The organism is Pseudoramibacter faecis, from assembly GCF_036289405.1.
GTDB lineage: Bacteria > Bacillota > Clostridia > Eubacteriales > Eubacteriaceae > Pseudoramibacter > Pseudoramibacter faecis.
Window position 1 is genome coordinate 1 of the sequence record NZ_JAYFFI010000006.1, and the last position, 16,759, is coordinate 16,759.

The 16,759-nt window shown below is 53.6% G+C and carries 16 protein-coding genes and 1 tRNA gene; 6 read left to right on the forward strand and 11 right to left on the reverse strand.

Annotated features, from left to right (window positions below):
* Window positions 1–166: 166 nt before the first annotated feature.
* Window positions 167–748: a DJ-1/PfpI family protein gene (locus V3C63_RS05910; RefSeq protein ID WP_329886879.1), complete on the reverse strand. Its 582-nt coding sequence runs from the start codon at window positions 746–748 to the stop codon at window positions 167–169.
* 175 nt (window positions 749–923) lie between these two features.
* Here V3C63_RS05910 and V3C63_RS05915 point away from each other — a divergent pair, with 175 nt between their 5' ends.
* Entirely contained in the window at window positions 924–1,412 is a 489-nt protein-coding gene (locus V3C63_RS05915) for a ferritin (protein ID WP_329886880.1), read from the forward strand.
* 108 nt (window positions 1,413–1,520) lie between these two features.
* On the opposite strand, the gene V3C63_RS05920 is transcribed toward V3C63_RS05915, so the two are convergent.
* The 3 genes from V3C63_RS05920 to V3C63_RS05930 form a co-directional block, all read right to left on the reverse strand.
* Window positions 1,521–2,627 (reverse strand): FAD:protein FMN transferase, encoded by a 1,107-nt coding sequence (locus V3C63_RS05920; RefSeq protein WP_329886881.1) that lies wholly within the window; start codon window positions 2,625–2,627, stop codon window positions 1,521–1,523.
* 81 nt (window positions 2,628–2,708) lie between these two features.
* Window positions 2,709–3,566, reverse strand: coding sequence for a DNA-3-methyladenine glycosylase family protein (locus V3C63_RS05925; protein ID WP_329886882.1), 858 nt, complete (start codon window positions 3,564–3,566; stop codon window positions 2,709–2,711).
* A gap of 204 nt (window positions 3,567–3,770) precedes the next feature.
* Window positions 3,771–3,846 (reverse strand) — tRNA-Val (locus V3C63_RS05930).
* A gap of 176 nt (window positions 3,847–4,022) precedes the next feature.
* Between V3C63_RS05930 and trmB the strand changes: the two genes are divergently transcribed.
* A complete protein-coding gene (trmB, locus tag V3C63_RS05935) occupies window positions 4,023–4,679 on the forward strand; it encodes a tRNA (guanosine(46)-N7)-methyltransferase TrmB (protein WP_329886883.1) in 657 nt (218 codons plus the stop codon).
* Between the two features lie 48 nt (window positions 4,680–4,727).
* On the opposite strand, the gene alr is transcribed toward trmB, so the two are convergent.
* The 3 genes from alr to ispF are packed head-to-tail and all read right to left on the reverse strand — an operon-like array spanning window position 4,728 to window position 7,236.
* Window positions 4,728–6,035, reverse strand: coding sequence for an alanine racemase (alr, locus tag V3C63_RS05940; RefSeq protein WP_329886884.1), 1,308 nt, complete (start codon window positions 6,033–6,035; stop codon window positions 4,728–4,730).
* A gap of 26 nt (window positions 6,036–6,061) precedes the next feature.
* Window positions 6,062–6,772 (reverse strand): 5'-methylthioadenosine/adenosylhomocysteine nucleosidase, encoded by a 711-nt coding sequence (locus V3C63_RS05945; RefSeq protein WP_329886885.1) that lies wholly within the window; start codon window positions 6,770–6,772, stop codon window positions 6,062–6,064.
* Window positions 6,754–7,236, reverse strand: a complete 483-nt coding sequence (ispF, locus tag V3C63_RS05950; protein WP_329886886.1) for a 2-C-methyl-D-erythritol 2,4-cyclodiphosphate synthase — start codon at window positions 7,234–7,236, stop codon at window positions 6,754–6,756. The genes V3C63_RS05945 and ispF overlap by 19 nt, the downstream gene beginning before the upstream one ends.
* Window positions 7,237–7,782: 546 nt before the next feature.
* Here ispF and V3C63_RS05955 point away from each other — a divergent pair.
* Together V3C63_RS05955 and V3C63_RS05960 are read left to right on the forward strand one after the other, a co-directional pair.
* Complete coding sequence (locus tag V3C63_RS05955) at window positions 7,783–8,583, forward strand: electron transfer flavoprotein subunit beta/FixA family protein (protein WP_329886887.1); 801 nt, start codon at window positions 7,783–7,785, stop codon at window positions 8,581–8,583.
* 15 nt (window positions 8,584–8,598) lie between these two features.
* Window positions 8,599–9,606: an electron transfer flavoprotein subunit alpha/FixB family protein gene (locus tag V3C63_RS05960; RefSeq protein ID WP_329886888.1), complete on the forward strand. Its 1,008-nt coding sequence runs from the start codon at window positions 8,599–8,601 to the stop codon at window positions 9,604–9,606.
* A 73-nt stretch (window positions 9,607–9,679) separates the two neighbouring features.
* Here V3C63_RS05960 and V3C63_RS05965 read toward each other — a convergent pair whose 3' ends face one another.
* Both V3C63_RS05965 and V3C63_RS05970 read right to left on the reverse strand, forming a co-directional pair.
* On the reverse strand, window positions 9,680–10,048 hold the full coding sequence (locus V3C63_RS05965) for a bh protein (RefSeq protein WP_329886889.1): 369 nt from the start codon (window positions 10,046–10,048) through the stop codon (window positions 9,680–9,682).
* 347 nt (window positions 10,049–10,395) lie between these two features.
* A complete protein-coding gene (locus V3C63_RS05970; RefSeq protein ID WP_329886890.1) occupies window positions 10,396–11,310 on the reverse strand; it encodes a prephenate dehydrogenase in 915 nt (304 codons plus the stop codon).
* Between the two features lie 226 nt (window positions 11,311–11,536).
* Between V3C63_RS05970 and fba the strand changes: the two genes are divergently transcribed.
* Window positions 11,537–12,400, forward strand: a complete 864-nt coding sequence (gene fba, locus V3C63_RS05975; RefSeq protein ID WP_329886891.1) for a class II fructose-1,6-bisphosphate aldolase — start codon at window positions 11,537–11,539, stop codon at window positions 12,398–12,400.
* Between the two features lie 261 nt (window positions 12,401–12,661).
* Here fba and V3C63_RS05980 read toward each other — a convergent pair whose 3' ends face one another.
* Window positions 12,662–13,102: a hypothetical protein gene (locus V3C63_RS05980; RefSeq protein WP_329886892.1), complete on the reverse strand. Its 441-nt coding sequence runs from the start codon at window positions 13,100–13,102 to the stop codon at window positions 12,662–12,664.
* Window positions 13,103–13,185: 83 nt separating this feature from the next.
* Window positions 13,186–15,606: a hypothetical protein gene (locus V3C63_RS05985; protein ID WP_329886893.1), complete on the reverse strand. Its 2,421-nt coding sequence runs from the start codon at window positions 15,604–15,606 to the stop codon at window positions 13,186–13,188.
* A 362-nt stretch (window positions 15,607–15,968) separates the two neighbouring features.
* Between V3C63_RS05985 and V3C63_RS05990 the strand changes: the two genes are divergently transcribed.
* The gene (locus V3C63_RS05990; protein WP_329886894.1) at window positions 15,969–16,748 is read left to right on the forward strand and encodes a tRNA1(Val) (adenine(37)-N6)-methyltransferase; all 780 of its coding nucleotides are present in this window, start codon (window positions 15,969–15,971) and stop codon (window positions 16,746–16,748) included.
* The last annotated feature ends 11 nt before the right edge of the window (window positions 16,749–16,759 follow it).

A 16,759-nucleotide genomic window follows, 5' to 3' on the forward strand; every position in this document is an offset into this window, starting at 1 on the left:
TCTCTGTCTTGATGTTATCCGGGGTGCCCGGCCATTTCCCCTGACGATATACTTCTACACATTTCCCCTTGAATTCATAACTGTATCGCATAAAAACACCCTCCTTACTGCTACATTTTTATGTCCAGTAAAGAGGGGACATATCAATTTTAACGCGTGGTTTTTTTTAGCGCATCTTAAATCCGTCCGGATGTTGAATCTGCCGCTTCACCGCATCGCTTTTTTCCCTGCCGCAAAGCAGCGCCACCAGGGTCAGTCCCAGGTCGACACAAAAGCCGAGGCCAATCCCGGTAACTACGGCCCCGTCCACCGTGATGCCGTCACCCGTATAAACCGCGCCCAAAAGTTGTTCTTCAAAACCGGGATAACAGGTAGCCCGCTTTCCCTTTAACAATCCAAGACGTCCCAGGACGCTGGGACCGGCACAGACCGCACCCAGATATTTGCTTTCGGCTCCTTTACTTTCCGCTGGAAAATTAACAAGCAAACGGCACAAATCCTGATGGGCATAAAGATGCTTCACGCCATCGCCGCCTCCCGGCAGGAACAGCAGATCGGCATCCGCCGCAGCCGCCGCGTCAAACAAGGCGTCCGCCTCGATGCGGACTCCGTGAGAACTGGTAACCGTTTTATCCGGCATCACCGAAAAGGTGGTCACCGCCACGCCGCCGCGGCGCAGCAAATCCACAATCGTCAAACATTCCGTTTCTTCCATGCCATCTGCCATAAAAACAGATGCTTTTTTCATCGCCATCTTCATTCCTTTCCTGTGTTCTTGACACAAATCTTAATTTTTCCAAAACTTTAAATTTTTGTTCACTTTTTTATTGTTTTCAATTGAATTTTTTATTTTTGTTGTTATAATGAATCTAAATTAAAGTATTCGCTGTGCCTCACAGCACGGCTCATAGGAGGATATTAACATGAAAAAAGAAATTTCTGCTTTATTAAATGAACAAATCACCAAAGAATTTTATTCCGCGTATCTTTATCTCGCCATTTCTGCTTACTATCAGGAAGCCGGGCTGACCGGCTTTGCATCCTGGTATGAAGTACAGGCCAAAGAGGAAGAGGAACACGCGATGAAGATTTACGGCTACCTGCACGACAACGGTGAAACTGTCGAACTCGGCGCACTGGACGCTCCGAAGGTTTCCTTTAATGATTTTGTCGAACCGGTGAAGGCGGCCCTCGAACACGAAAAATACATCACCGATGCCATCAACAACATCGTCGCCGCGGCGATCAAAGCCAATGATTATCGCACCGTCAGCTTCCTGCAGTGGTTCGTCGACGAACAGGCCGAAGAAGAAACTAACGCCAACGACATGCTCCAGGCCGTCGAATTTGTTCAGGATGACAAGGCCGCTCTTTTCAGCCTCAACAAAAGCGTGGGCAAACGCAACAACTAATATTCTATCATCCTTCAGCTTCATGCTATTCAAAAAGCAACTCGCTATGCGAGCTGCTTTTTGTTTGCCGATTTTTTATTCTTATTCTGTTGAATTGCGATCAAAAAATTATTTCACTTTGATTGTCTGGACAGAAACTCCCGAGTTTTTTTGAAATGCCTTGGTGGCACCGGCCGTCACATAAACCCTTTGATTTTGGTCCACCAAAACCGCATCAAACATCTGGCGATGCGTCCGCCAATAGGCAATCGCCTTGTCCTTGCCCATCACGAAAAGCGCGGTAGAGAGTGCGTCGGCGGTGGTGCCATCCTTGCAGACAATGGTCACCGAGGCGAGACCGCTTTCCGCCGGATAGCCGGTCTTCGGATTGATGATGTGATGATATTTCCTGCCGGTGCCGTCAGTGATATAACGTTCGTAGCCGCCGGAGGTGATCACCGCACAGCTTTTGGTCAGATTGAGGGTCCCCACCATTTTTTCCCGATTTTTCGGATTGGCGATGCCCACCCGCCAGGGCGAGCCGTCGGGCTTTTGGCCATAAACCTGCACATTTCCGCCCAATTCCACCATCGCCGCCGTCACGCCGTCCTTTTTCATGATGTCGATCAGCCGCTGAGAGGTGTAACCCTTGGCGATGCCGCCAAAATCAATCTGCATCCCCGCCGGCAGGGCGAGGATTTTCGTCTTGGCATCGTAGCGCATTTTCGACGCGCCGACTTTAGTCAGCGTCTGACCGATGGCCGCCGACGACGGAATGTGCTTCACTTTGGTGCTCGTTTTAGGATCAGACTCATCATAAACCGCCGTAAAACCCCAAAGCTTCATGATGGGGTAAATCGAAATGTCAAAGGCGCCGTCGGTGCTGCGATAAATATCAAGCGCCTTTTGCATCAGCGTCGCCACATCGCCAGACACCGCGCCCCCGCCAGCCGCGTTGAGCTTTGACACTTCACTGTCGCTGTTTCCCACGGAGAGCCGCGCATCAATCCGGCGGATTTCCTTCTCGCCGTCGTTTAATGCGCGACTGCTATTTTTGCCGTAAGCGCGCAGATTCATGATGGTGGTCATCGCGATGACCTGCTTGGTCTCCGGCTCCTCCGAAGCCGTGCTCAGGCTGCAGCCGCAAAGCGTCATCCCCAAAACCACGCACAGCATCATCGCCGGCCATCTTCTTTTTCGCCGCGTTTGCCGCGTTTGTTTAAAAATCTCGTTCATCGTCCCTTCGCTTTCTCTTCACGTGTCGTCCACCGCCGGCCGTCGCGTGGCCCTCACGCAAAGCAACGGCTGAATGCCACATCAGTTTGAATGGGTTCGGCCGGCCTGCCGTCTGGCATAAAACAAATATTGCTGCATCACCCCGGCGTAGGGGGCATAACGCGCCGGATCGAAGTCCGCTTCGCCGTAGCCGTCCTTCAACGCGCGCTTCACCCAGACATCCACCGGAAAGGCATTCATCCGGTGAAAACCGAAGAGCATCACGCAGGCGGCTACCTTGACACCAACGCCCTTGACCTGCATCAGCGCCGTTTCCAGGGAGCCATCATCCAATGCGTCAAGCGCCGCGACGTCATGGGCCATCATCCACCGCGCCGCCGCTCGCACATAGGGCATGCGGTAGCCCAGCGAGCAGCTGCCCGCCCCCGCCTCCTGAAAGCTGCAGCGGCCGCTGCCCGTTTTGCGGCAATCGAGGGCCAACACCTGTGCCGGGCTGGGAAAAGCATATAGGGACTCGCCCGCCGCTGCCCCAATCGAATCCCCAGCGACCGCACATAGCTTTTCAACGCAGCTGCGAATCGCGGGAATGTTTTTGCGCTGGGAAATAATAAAGGTCACCAGCGTTTCCCAGGGATCCTGACGCAAGATGCGGATGCCCCGGCTCAGCTTCGCCGCAGCTTGCAAATAGGCATCGCCGGGATCAATGCGATCGCGAATTGCCGCGTAATGCGTTTCCATGTCGAAATACCGCCGCCAGACGCTTTGATACGCGCCCTCTGGGCAATCAAGCGTCAGCCGATGCCCCTCCTGCCGTACCGTCACTGCCCGGCGAAAGGCGCAGATACGATACCCGCCGTCCGACAGCGGCTGCCAGCGAAAGCATTGGCCGCTGTCCGCCATCTTATCGAGATCAAAGTCATCGGTTAGCATTATCTGCATGGATACACCTCCTTTTCCACAGGTTTTAAATGTCACCACATTGAAGCCTAAATACCTCGCATGCCCGTCTTTTTGTGACATCGTTTTTCTTTAACGTTTTATTTTAAAATACAGACTTTAAACTTTAAAGCCCATCTGTCAAGCGACTGACAATGATTTTTTCGCATTAAAAAACCACCGACGCTGCGGTGGCGTGCATCCAAATGGTGATCCCTACAGGGCTCGAACCTGTGACCTCCACCACGTCAAGGTGGCGCTCTTCCAGCTGAGCTAAGGGATCATTCTTGACTACTTGCCTATTATACACAAGGGCTCACGCTTTGTAAAGCTCTTTTTGATTTTTTTCACCGTCGGCACCATCATATCCCGTTCAACAGTCTGATCCGTTCGCATTGGCAATTCGCCGCCGGCCGTGCTACAATGCCAGCACAACCAAATAATGATTCAGGAGCCTTTATGCATATCAGACCAAAACCCTGGGCCCGGCCGGAGCTTGAGGCCAGCCCCATCTTTGTTCCCAAGCCCTGGGAAGAAAAAAATCATTGGCGCACACACTTCGCACATCCCGAACGCCCGCTTTTTGGCGAGTTCGGCTGCGGCAAGGGACAATTCATGGCGCAGACGGCCGCCGCGCATCCAAAGACGAATTTCATTGCCGTCGATATGATCGACACGATGCTGGGCATAGCCCGGCGAAAAATTACCATCGCCCAAAACACCGAACACCCCGCCAACGTGCTGCTCACCGCCTGGGATATCGAACGCATCGAGCAGATTTTCGGGCCAGGCGAGCACTTTGATGGCCTCTTTATCAACTTCTGCAATCCCTGGCCCAAACGGCAAAAGCATAAAAAGCGGCTGACCCATATCCGTCAGCTCGAAAAATACAAGGTCTTTCTCGCATCGCAGGCTGTCATTCATTTTAAAACCGACGACGATAACTTGTTCAAAGACTCCCTCGGCTATTTCGCAGCGGCCGGTTTTGCGGTTGCGGATCTACGCCGAGACCTTGCCGCAGCTTCCATTGAAGGCTACGCCGTCACAGAACACGAAATCATGTTCGGCGCCAAGGGCATTCCCATTAAATACGCCAGGGCCGTTTTAAAAAAATAAGCCGAAAAAAATCTGCTGCTATCATGCAGCAGATTTTTATTTTCGATTCTACAACGCCCCGTAAAACCCATCGTTTAAAATTTCCACCTCCAGGTGTGCATCCCCCATGAACCGATAAAGTCGCGGCACCCGTTTGTTCACCATACACACCAATTCGTAATTGATGGTGTCCAGTTTTGCCGCCAGTTCTTCCACCGGCAAATGTTCGCCGAAGAGTTCTACCTCGTCAAACAGGGCTACCTCCGGCACGTCTGTCACATCGACCATGCATTGGTCCATGCAGATATTGCCGACCACCGGGGCCCGATGCCCATGAATCCACACCTCGGCCCCTTTGCCGGAGAGCATCCGCGTGTAGCCGTCGGCGTAGCCTACTGCCAAGGTCGCAATCTTCCGTTCGCCTTCGGCGATAAACCGCCGGCCATAGCCGCAGGAATCCCCCGCGTGCACCGTCTTCAAGTGGATGATCCGCGTTTTGAACGTCATCACCGGGCACAGGGGAAGCTGCGCTTTCTTCACCTCGTCAGAGGGATAAAGCCCGTAAAGAATGATCCCCGGACGCACCGCATTAAACACGGTCTTGCCAAAATCGATGATGCTCGCCGAGTTCTCGACGTGCTTCAGCGGAATCTGAATGCCCCGAGCGTTGAGTGCCCGGGTCACGTCCAGGTAGCGTTTCATCTGCAGTTGGGTAAAGGCCTTGTCTGCCTCATCGGCCGTGGCAAAATGGGTGAACAGCCCCAACAGATTGATGCCGGGCAGCTCGGCCATGGCTGCGATTGCCTCGGCCGCTTCATCCCAGCGAAAGCCAATGCGCCCCATGCCCGTGTCCACCTTCACATGCACATTCACCACAACGTCATTTTTTACGGCATATTCCGAAAGGGCCCCGGCAAAATCCAGAGAATCCACGGTGGGCTCGATATCCCACTCCACAATCTCCGGGATTTGGTCCTCCATGGTCACCCCGAGGAGCATGATGTCACAGCGGTCGATGCCTTTCTGCCGTAGGGCAATGGCCTCGTCCAGAAAAGCCACTGCCATGCGCTCGATCCCTTCATCCTGAAGGGTCTGCACCAACTCAATCCCATGGCCATAGGCGTCGGCCTTGACCACAGCGATAATCGCCGCCCCGGGGCCCACATGCTTTTGAATCGCGTGCAAATTGCTCACCGCATTGTCCAGATTAATTTCTGCCCAGGTCGGGCGATGAGCCGGCACCGGCACTTTGATGCCCAATTCGTCAAAATCAAATGCCCCTGCCATGAAAGCGCTCATGTCACTTTCAACCGCAAAAAACCGATTGTTATTTTTGTTCTTTTTGTTCTTTTTGTTCTTTTCATTCATTTCACTCATAGCAATTGCTTTTCCGTTCTTTATTATCAATGCGCCGGCATCAGCGCGATCATCGCGGCTGCCACCAGTCCAGCATTGACCGCCGCCCGAGCGTAATGCGTTTGATAAGTCTCGTTCAGCGCTTCATCCGCCAAATCTGAAATGCCCCGGATCACGGCAAAGGGGACCCGATTCACCGCGGCGACCTGTCCGACGGCTGCGCCTTCCATCTCGGCGCAAAGCCCGCCGAAATGATCGGCCAGCGCCTGTTTGAGCATGGCAGAAACCACAACGCGATCACCCGTCAACACCCGGCCGATCCGAGTCGTCACGCTAAGTTTGTGCGCAACCGCTTCGGCCAGCGCGACGAGATCCGGCGCCGCTGTGTACGCCACTTGGCGCATCCCGGGCACTTCCCCCAGGTCAAAGCCCGCCGCCGTCGCATCCACATCGTACTGCACACAGTCTTTGGCAACCACCGGCTGGCCCGCGGCAAGCCGGCTGTCGAGCGCGCCCTCAACCCCCGCGTTAATCACGCAGTCCACCGCGTACACGCTGATCAGCGCCTGCGCGCGGAGAACCGCGTTCACCTTGCCGACACCAGACCGGGCGAGCACCACCTCCCGGCCGCTGATGACGCCGCAGGTCACGGCGACCCCGGCGGACCTGGACGCCCGGCTTTCCCGCATCGCCCCGGCAATAACGGCCGCTTCCTCCGGAAGTGCTGCAATCACGCCGATCATCGGCGGTACAGGCACGCAACCGCCTTGGCCGCAATGCCTTCCTCCCGTCCGGTAAAGCCCAGATGCTCCTCAGTCGTCGCCTTCACATTGATCTGCGACGCCTCCGTGCGGAGCATGTTCGCAATATTTTGACGCATCCCGGGAATGTGCGGGCTCATCTTCGGGGCCTGTGCCACGATGATGCTGTCGATATTGCCGACGCGATAGCCCTCCCGGCGCATCATCGCCCCCACTTCGGCCAAGAGGTCCCGACTGTCGGCCCCGGCATAACGCGGATCCGTGTCCGGAAAATGGGCGCCAATATCCCCCAGGCCGAGCGCGCCGAGAATCGCATCCATGATCGCGTGAAGCAGCACGTCGGCGTCCGAATGGCCGAGCAGTCCCTTCTCGCAGGGGATGGCCATCCCGCCGATAAAAAGCGGTCGATCGGCCACCAATCGGTGCACGTCGTAGCCGATCCCCACTCGTAAAAGATCCATCGTCTTTTCCCTTCTATAAATCATCCATGACGAATCAGCGTCTCCGAAACGCATCGCGCAGCCCCTTTTCGCTTCATCGCTGGCGGCCGTCATCGATTGCCGAAACGCGCGCAGTCCGTTTCGCGTCGCCGGCAATCCATCGTTATCATGCTTTATTATACGCTCTAAGCGGCGCCGCATCAAGCAGCGATTGTGCGATTGCTCATCGAAAACGCATTTTAAAAACGCATTTTAAAAACGCAATGCGTTTTTTGAGCGCACGATTAAAAGCAGCCGTGCGCCCGCAATGCGCATTCACGCAGTGAGCGCTTAAAGAGCCATCGCGCCATGCCCTCTGTCCTTTTAGCCATCGCCTTTAGGCCGGCATTTTTACTGATCGTCAAAGCCGTTAATTATAATAATTCAAAAGTTTGATATTTTTTTCACTTTCCAAGCAAAAAGCCCTTTACGGCGCTTCATTCTCTATGCTATAATCAGAATCAGTCGATGGTTGGATGTAAACCTATTCCCAACTGCAACTATGATATAAGGAGGCTACGTAATATCATGAACATTCTCGTGTGTGTTAAACAAGTGCCAGACACCACCGAAATCCGCATTGATCCGGAAACGAACCGGTTGATCCGCGACGGTGTGCCGAGCATTGTCAATCCTTTCGATGGGTATGCCCTGGAAATGGCTGCTCGCATTAAGGATGAGAGGGACGATGTCAAAATTGTCGTCGTTTCAATGGGGCCAGAACAAGCCAAGGAAGCGCTCAAAAACTGCCTGGCTGTCGGCGGTGACGCCGCTTATCTGATCTCCGGCCGCAAATTCGGCGGATCCGATACTTTGGCGACCAGCTACATCCTTTCCAGAGGGATTGCTAAAATCGAAGAAACCGAAGGCAAGTTTGACGCCATCTTCTGCGGGAAGCAGGCGATCGACGGCGATACCGCTCAGGTGGGTCCGGAACTGGCCGAACACCTCGGTCTGCCCCAGGTGACCTACGGTTTAACCGCTGAAATCGTCGATGACGAAATCCAGATCACCCGCGAAACCGAAGACGGCCAGGAAATTCTCGCCATGGATTTCCCGTGCCTGGTCACCGCGACCAAACCGAATTTTGATCCTCGCCTGCCGAAGATCAAAGATAAACTGGCCGCCAGAAAGAAAGAAATCACCGTTCTCTCTGAAGACGATCTGGACTGCGATTTTTCACTCTGCGGTCTTGGCGGATCCCCGACCAAGGTTAAAAAGACTTTTGTTCCCCCTGTCAAACAGGGCGGCATGAAAATCGATGCGGAAACCGGTGAAGAAGCCGCTCAGAAACTGGCCGAATTGCTCGACAAAGATAACGTGCTTTAAGAGAGGAGATCAGAAATGGAACCAAAAACAAAAGACCTTTGGGTATTTATTGAAACCAACCCTGATGGCTCCGCTCAAAACGTGGGCCTTGAATTATTAAATCCCGGCCGCGAATTGGCTGACAAACAAGGCGGCAAGCTCGTCGGTTTGGTCATCGGCACTAATGTCGATGCCGCGGTTAAATCCGCCGCCGAACACGGTGCCGATCAGCTGATCGTCGTCGACGGTCCGGAATACACCCATTTCACCACCGACGCTTATGCCAACGCCATTTGCGAAATGCTCACCAAATACGCACCGACCACTATGCTCATCGGCGCCACCAACAATGGCCGCGATGTCGGGCCGCGCGTATCCTGCCGTCTGCAGACGGGCTTAACCGCCGACTGTACCCGCCTTGCCATCGACGAAGAAACCGGCAACATCGCCTGGACTCGTCCGGCTTTCGGCGGCAATCTGATGGCCACGATCCTCTGCCCGGATCACCGTCCACAGCTCGGGACCGTCCGCCCCGGCGTCTTTAAAGCAACGGCACCGGAAGAAGGCCGCACCTGCGAAGTCATCAAGGAAGACTTCCACGTCGCTCCGGAAGACATTCACACACGCTTGATTAAAGAAATTCAGGAAGACGCTTCCGAACTCGTCGATCTGGTCGGCGCCGACATCATCGTCTCCGGCGGCCGCGGTGTCGGCGGACCGGAAGGCTTTGAACCGCTGAAAGAACTCTGCGACGTCCTCGGCGCCACCCTCGGGACCTCCCGTGCCTGCGTCGACTCCGGCTGGATCTCCCATTCCCACCAAGTTGGGCAGACCGGTAAAACCGTCGGTCCGAAACTTTACATCGCCTGCGGGATTTCCGGTGCCATTCAGCATGTTGCCGGGATGAGCAGCTCGGATGTGATCGTCGCCATCAACAAAGATCCGGACGCTCCGATTTTCGATATCGCAGACTACGGCATTGTCGGCGACCTCTTTACCGTCGTTCCCGCTTTGACCGAAGCGATCAAACAGATCAAAGCCTAAACATTCGGCATAGCTTTTAGAAAAATCCCCTTCCGAACCTTTTCGGCAGGGGATTTTTTATTGTTTTCTTGATTCAAAAAAGAAACCTCCGAAGGAGGTTCCTTTTGATTGGAAGATCCCTTATTTTTTTTTCTTTCTCTATCTCTTTATAAATCCGATACGGTTTGGTGATCACCCGGAAAGGCAGCGATTTTAAAAAGCCATTAAGATCCTCCTGCATTTCCTGCGTCATACGCGCCGGCTTGGACATCACCCGCTTCACAAATTCCTCTTTATAATGGCGGTTGATATAATGCTGATCCATCTGCAAAGACATGCCGCATTCGGAGCAAGTGACCTTGTGAATCTGATCATTGCGATATTCCACCTCGTGGAGCGTCTCCCGGTCACAATTGACACAATATAAATAGGCTTCCATCGTGTTTTTTCGTTTTGCTTTCATCGTCAAAGGGCCTCCTGATTCTCTTTTCGCCGTTATTATATCATAGGAAATATGTGCTGCCTCTTCACGAAATAAAAAAAGAACTCCGAACATCAATTAAGGGGGAGGCGTTCGGAGTTCTATGGAGAGAGGGGGTAATATTATGATTCCTCGCTGAGTTCTCGCCGCTCAGCAGGAAGAACATCAAACCATCCAATCGGGTGTGTGATCAACTGAATGATTATCTTTGATGTGATTACAGTATAAACCCTTATGTAAAAAACGTCAAGTGATGAAACAATGTAATTTTAATTCAATCTATTGTAATCTGTTTCATGTTGTTGAAAACGATATTATTCCGCTTGTTATTAAGAAGTTGTTAAGTCTTTTGATGCTTGTCGGCTTCGTCTGGTCTTATTCTGGCGGTCCACTTCCATGATGACGCGTTTGGTTCGCACGGATTGCATCATCGTCTGCAGACCGGCTTCGTCAGACGCCTCGATAAGCCGCCGCATGACCTTCAGGCTTTGTTCAAAGCTGTCGATTTGCTCGAGCAACGGCGTTTTATTGGTGACAAACAACTCAGACCACATCGGCGCATTAATCATGGCGATGCGGGTCAGATCGCAAAAGCTGCCCCCTTCAAAATCAGAAATGTGCCGGTCTTCCTTGCAATCGATCAAAGCGCAGGCGATCACATGGCACAACTGTGACGTAAAGGCGATCTTGCTGTCGTGACCCTCAGGGCTTGTCTCCACAATATTGTTAAAGCCCAAGCCGCGGATGACGGTTTTGAGCCAGGCAATATTTTCCGGTTTGTTCTTCGGCGTCGGCACCAGAATATAATTGTGATCCACAAAAATATCGGCCGTCGCCCCGCCGAAGCCCTCCTTTTCGCTGCCGGCCATGGGATGCCCCATGATAAAATCCAGATCATCCCGGAGATTGGGCAGCACCCGATCCACCAGAATGCCCTTGACGCCCGTGATGTCGGTAATCACTGCACCGCTTTTAAAATCGCCCATATGTTCGTCAAAAAAGGCGACTGTCTGCCGCGGATACAAACAAAAGATCACCAGATCCGCCAAGCTGAGCAAATCCGCCGCTCCTTCCGGGTCGTTCTCTCCGCGGTCGATCACACCCTTTTCCAGCGCAGACTCCAGCACCTCCCCGTCGAGGTCATAAGCGCCGATCATCGCCGGTTCCTGCCGGCGCAGCCCCATGGCAAGAGCTCCGCCCATCAGCCCCAGGCCGATAATCGCGATATTTTTTCCTTTTAACATCAATCCTGCTCCTTATTCATTTGCTAAAGTGACTATTGGTATTATAGGCTTTTTCCCAGAGGCACGCAAGAATCGCCGGCAGACCGCGAAAAAATGCGGTCACTTTTGATTATTTATTTTTATTTTTGATTATTTTTGAACATTTTTGATTTTTTCGGCGATAGCGATTGTCAATCACCGCAAAAAAGGATATAATAAAGTCAATTAATTGATGGAGGTCTTTCACATGTTAGTATCCGCAAAAGATATGCTCGTCAAAGCACGCGCCGGCCATTACGGCATCGGTGCCTTTAATATCAACAACCTCGAATGGACCAAGGCCATTCTCGAAACCGCCCAGGAAAACAGCTCCCCGGTCATTCTGGCCGTTTCCGAAGGCGCCGGCAAATACATGACCGGGTTTAAAACCGTCGCCGCCATGGTCAAGGCGATGATCGAATCGCTAAACATCACCGTGCCGGTCGCCCTGCACCTGGATCACGGCTCTTATGAAGGGGCTAAGGCCTGCATCAACGCCGGATTTTCGTCCATCATGTTCGACGGCTCCCACCTGCCCTTTGAAGAAAATGTCGCCAAGACCCGCGAACTCGTCGCGGCCGCCCATATCCTCGGGCTGTCCATCGAAGCCGAAGTCGGCACCATCGGCGGCGAAGAAGACGGCGTCATCGGCGCCGGCGAATTTGCCGATCCCAAAGAATGCAAACAAATTGCCGATCTGGGCATCGATTTCCTCGCGGCCGGCATCGGCAACATCCACGGCGTCTATCCGGAAGGCTGGCCGGGCCTGAATTTTGACGTGCTGACCAATATTCAAAAGGAAATCGGCGAGCTGCCGATGGTCCTTCACGGCGGCACCGGCATTCCGGACGAAATGGTTCAAAAGGCCATCAGCCTCGGCATTGCCAAAATCAACGTCAACACCGAATGCCAGCTGGTCTTCGCCGATGCGACCCGCGGTTATATTGAAGCCGGCAAGGACAAAGTCGGCAAGGGCTTTGACCCCCGCAAACTGCTGGCAGACGGCACCGAAGCCATCAAAGCCAAGGTCGCCGAAAAAATGAACGTCTTCGGCTCCATCGGCAAGGCCTGATGGCCTGGCTTTCAGCATAATCTTCACAAAAAACGGACACCGCGGTGTCCGTTTTTTATTGCCTTGCTTCTTTTTTATCGGCTGCTTTGGCCGTCAGAGCTGTTGCGCCAGCCTCAATCGGGATCTTCCAGCACGGCGCGCCCGATACCGATCAGATCCGCCGCCTGATTGGTCGCCATCGGAGCCATCACCAAACGATTGATTAGCTGCAGCCGATTGATGGCGATCTCCTTTTGATACTACATCAACGCCGCCTTTCCTTTAGTTCGAAACAGCCTCCCGACGCTGGTAGCTCTGGCGTTTTCCCGTCGCCTGATCCACTAACGTCAGGTGATTGCCCCTGATGTGATAGCGCCGGTGGTCCGTTCGCCCGCCATAAGCCGAATCGAATTGCAGGGTGACCATTGACTTGGATTGACTGACCCGATACGTGCCGACTTTTTCGTCCATCACGCGCAGTATCCCCCCTTTGCCGAAAGCGAGAACGGCCTGACTTTGCCGTTCGATCCAGTTGCCCCGCAATGCTTTTCCCGATGCCTTGACACTTTGCTTCGACGACTGCTGGGTATTCGGCGCCCGATGGCGAATCGAGCGGCTGACGGTCACCAGCCCGATGGCCCCCGTCAGGCTGACGATGAGCCACAACACAAGGATACGCCGCATCACCTTGCGACGCATGGTTTTTCTTTTGGATGTGCGCATGGCTCTCCTTTCATTCCCGTGGGTTTACGTAAAAATAGGCGATGCCCAAACATCGCCTATCAATTTTTATCTCGCCGCTTTTATCAGCGTTTTTTGCCAAAGAGACCGCGCCGACGCGGTTTTTCCCCCGTTTCTTCATCCAGTAGATCGGCGTCATCCTCATTGAAAAGATCGTCATAAACCGCCTGCTCAGACGGCTTCAATTTTTCGTGAATGGCCCGGCGATCAATGGCCTTTGTGAGTTCATCATCCGCCTCGGATTCATCGAAAAGATCGTCAAAGGCATCTCTCGCTGCCGTCTTCGTCTCGTCGGCCTTGTCCTTTGCCAAGTCAAACAGCCCATCGGCTGCTTCCGGTTCGATTTCCACTGATTCGAAAAGGTCGTCTGCTGCATCTGCCGCCGGTACCGCTGCATCCGCTTCGATCGTTTCGACATCTTCAAATAAATCGTCAAAATCCTCCGGCGCTGCTTCTGTTTTTGTTTCGGCCACGTTCACGGCATCTTCAGCCTGAGCTTCCTCGGCCTTTTCGTCGAGGATGGACGGAACCTCATCATCGGATTCGGACATCGCAAAGAAATGATCAATCGCCTCGCTGTCCAACACCTGGGTGTCCTCAATCGCAAAACCTTCGACGATTTCATCCGCTCTCGCCGGAATATTTGCTGTTTTTTCCTTTGTCGATGCTTCTTCGGCAACACCTGCCGATGCCGGCGCCGCATCGTTCCAAAGGTCGTCGTCTTGATCCAAAGTTGTAACAACCGCCGTCGCTTCGGATGCCTTTGTTCCCCAGAAATCCGATGTTTCTTCGGTCGTCTCAACCGCGTCGGTCGCCGGTTCGGGTTCGGATTCGGCCTGCCAGAAATCGTCTTTTTCCGGCTCTGCCGGCACATCGGCCGACGCTCCTGATTCTACTGTTTCGACCGTCTTTTCATCCGGCAACATTTCCGTTTCAAACAATTCGGATTCGGTTGCCGTGTCCGTTTCCGGCAAAATCTCATCTTCCTCGAAGAGCCAATCTGCAACGGCCGCATCGGTCGACTGTGCATCCGTATCCGCAACGCCGGTTTCACTCTGGACGGGCTTGGCATTGGCGAGCCTTCGCAACACATCCAGGACATCGCGGTCTTCTTCGGTTTTGCGGTCCATCGGCTCCGCCTCTGCTGCCGGTGCTTCTACCGTCTGGGGCGTTTCCGTTTCATCCTGGTCTTCTGCTTCAAGCCAATCCAGCCGTCTTTCGCGACGTTTTTCAGATATGCTCGGCGAAATCCAGGGGATGTCTTCACTCAGCGCCACCGCCTCCTGAGGCTGATGGGTCCTGAACGCCGTATGATCTGTCACCAGATCCACATTGGGCGATTCCACCGTTTTGGGCATTTTCTCCGCAGCTTCTTCGGTTTCTTCCGACAGGGATTCGCTTTCGAAAAGCCCTGCCTCATCGTCTTCCCAAGAATCAAAAGCTGTCTTTGGCTCAGCGCTTTTCGACACTTGAACCGTTTTCTGACGATCACCTGCAGCGATCCCTGCCGACACCGGTGCTTTTTCAATGGCTTTCGCTGCACTTTCTGTCGCCGAAGGAGAGGCTTGCAACGACTTCGGAATCACGAATGCATCCGCATCATCGGCCGACGTTTCCTCAACCGCATCGGCCAGCTTGGCTCTTTCGGCCTCGAGGGCTACAAGTCGGGCTTCGTTTTCTTCTAAACGCGCCCGGAGAGCGGCCAGTGCTTCATCCTGAGCCTTAGCCCGGGCTTCGGCTTCAGCGCGGGCCGTTTCCCACGCTTTGGTTTCCGCTTCGACTTTTTCTTCCGCCGCTTGCTTTTCAGTTTCCATGGCCGACAGCTGTTCATCCTTTTCGGATAATTGCGCTTCCAAATCCTCCCGAGCTTCGGCTTCGCTTTGGGCTTTGGCCTCCGCTGCCTCCTTGAATGCGGCCATTTCCTTCTCGACGGTCTCGCGGTTCTGGGTTGCTTCAGCAATCTTGGCTTCAGTTTCGGTACGAAGGGCTTCCAAATCCTCCCGAGCTTCAGCTTCGCTTTGAGCTCTGGCCTCCGCCGCCTCTTTGAGCGCGGCCATTTCCTTCTCGACAGCTTTGCGGTTCTGGGTTTCTTTGGCAATCTTAGCTTCCACTTCGGCACGAAGGGCTTCCGTCCGGGCTTCTTGTTCCTGCATCAATGCCGCTTTTTCTTTTTCCAACCGGGCTGTCACCGCTTCTTCCACCAATTCCTTTCGGGATTTTTGACTGCGGTCGACGGCCTGCGCAAAAAGATCGGCCACGGCCTGTCGTTTATCGAAAGCTTGGTGAACCGATGCCGACGGAACGTGCAGCGGGCGCTTCGGTGCTGTTGTTTCTTTCGATACTGCTCGATCGGCTGCCGCCTGGGTTGTCACCGATGCATCGGCTTCCGGCGTTGCCGTTTTATGATCTGACAGCAGAGACTTCAAACTCTCCGCTTTTTCAACGATTTTAGCCAAATCGTTGTCGTTATATTTTTTGTCATCCATGTTTCCACCAGCTTTCTGAATCCGGCTTAAGATTGACGCCCAATCGCATGTAATCGGCAACAATCATCTGCTGTATTTATTTAGCATTATAACAAAAATAGAACCTTTAAAAAAGGATTATCACTAAAAAGTTCCCATTTTCCACATAAAATATGATAAAATTAGCATAATTTTCAGGCTTTTAGGCACATCTGTGGATAAAGCCTGTTGATAATGCTTGCGCAGTCCCTTATTTATCCACAGTTTTATCCACCCGCCTGTTTACAGGTTTTCTCCGCCCTGTTTATCCGCAAAGGCCCAAAACAACCCATTTGGGCTTATCCACAAGATGTGCATAATTTTTTTGATCACGGAGCTCCCCTATGACCTCTTCTATTCCCATTTATCCCGACGAACAACTTGAAGATCTTGGCATTGCCGGCCTTCAGATCCTGCAAAGCCCCCGCTATTTTAAATTCAGCATCGATGCGGTGCTTTTGGCCTGGTTCGCCGCCTCTGCCATTCACCCTTCCTCCAAAGCGGTGGATTTGGGCACGGGCACGGGCATTTTGCCCCTACTGCTCTACGGCCGCACCGGTGTGCGCCACATCGACGCGCTGGAGCTTCAGCCCGCCGTCGCCGATATGGCCGCCCGATCCGTCGCCATCAACTATTTGACCGATGTGATCCATATCCACTGCGGCGACCTGCGGCAGCCCGGGACGGCCTTTCACACTTCGGCCTATGACGCGGTAATCTCCAACCCGCCGTTTATGCCGGTGGGCCGCGGCGGCGTCAATTCCGACGACGCCCTGGCCATCGCCCGCCACGAAATCACCTGCACCCTCGAAGACATTGCCTGCTTTGCCCAAACCATGCTCAAAGACCGGGGCAAGCTCTTTCTCGTGAACCGCGCCGACCGCCTGGCGGATATCGCCGTAACCCTGCGCGCGCACGGTCTCGAGCTCAAACGGCTGTGTGCTGTCCATCCCAAGCCGGATAAACCCGCCAACCTCGTGCTTTACGAAGCGATGAAAAAAGGCCGTCCGGGCCTGACCATCGTGCCGCCGATCACCATTTACCGCGAAGACGGCCGCTATTCCGATATCGTCAACGCCATTTACGGCACCGATGGTCCCTGCCGATCGCACAAAAAAAGCTGATCCTTTGATGG

Excerpts from the sequence above, each read along its gene's own strand:
- V3C63_RS05925 (WP_329886882.1), bottom strand. The coding sequence starts at position 3,566 with ATGCAGATAATGCTAACCGATGACTTTGATCTCGATAAGATGGCGGAC.
- V3C63_RS05915 (WP_329886880.1), top strand. The coding sequence starts at position 924 with ATGAAAAAAGAAATTTCTGCTTTATTAAATGAACAAATCACCAAAGAA.
- V3C63_RS05920 (WP_329886881.1), bottom strand. The coding sequence starts at position 2,627 with ATGAACGAGATTTTTAAACAAACGCGGCAAACGCGGCGAAAAAGAAGA.
- ispF (WP_329886886.1), bottom strand. The coding sequence starts at position 7,236 with ATGGATCTTTTACGAGTGGGGATCGGCTACGACGTGCACCGATTGGTG.
- fba (WP_329886891.1), top strand. The coding sequence starts at position 11,537 with ATGTTAGTATCCGCAAAAGATATGCTCGTCAAAGCACGCGCCGGCCAT.
- V3C63_RS05990 (WP_329886894.1), top strand. The coding sequence starts at position 15,969 with ATGACCTCTTCTATTCCCATTTATCCCGACGAACAACTTGAAGATCTT.
- V3C63_RS05970 (WP_329886890.1), bottom strand. The coding sequence starts at position 11,310 with ATGTTAAAAGGAAAAAATATCGCGATTATCGGCCTGGGGCTGATGGGC.
- V3C63_RS05960 (WP_329886888.1), top strand. The coding sequence starts at position 8,599 with ATGGAACCAAAAACAAAAGACCTTTGGGTATTTATTGAAACCAACCCT.
- alr (WP_329886884.1), bottom strand. The coding sequence starts at position 6,035 with ATGAGTGAAATGAATGAAAAGAACAAAAAGAACAAAAAGAACAAAAAT.
- V3C63_RS05955 (WP_329886887.1), top strand. The coding sequence starts at position 7,783 with ATGAACATTCTCGTGTGTGTTAAACAAGTGCCAGACACCACCGAAATC.
- V3C63_RS05980 (WP_329886892.1), bottom strand. The coding sequence starts at position 13,102 with ATGCGCACATCCAAAAGAAAAACCATGCGTCGCAAGGTGATGCGGCGT.
- V3C63_RS05910 (WP_329886879.1), bottom strand. The coding sequence starts at position 748 with ATGAAAAAAGCATCTGTTTTTATGGCAGATGGCATGGAAGAAACGGAA.
- trmB (WP_329886883.1), top strand. The coding sequence starts at position 4,023 with ATGCATATCAGACCAAAACCCTGGGCCCGGCCGGAGCTTGAGGCCAGC.
- V3C63_RS05985 (WP_329886893.1), bottom strand. The coding sequence starts at position 15,606 with ATGGATGACAAAAAATATAACGACAACGATTTGGCTAAAATCGTTGAA.
- V3C63_RS05965 (WP_329886889.1), bottom strand. The coding sequence starts at position 10,048 with ATGAAAGCAAAACGAAAAAACACGATGGAAGCCTATTTATATTGTGTC.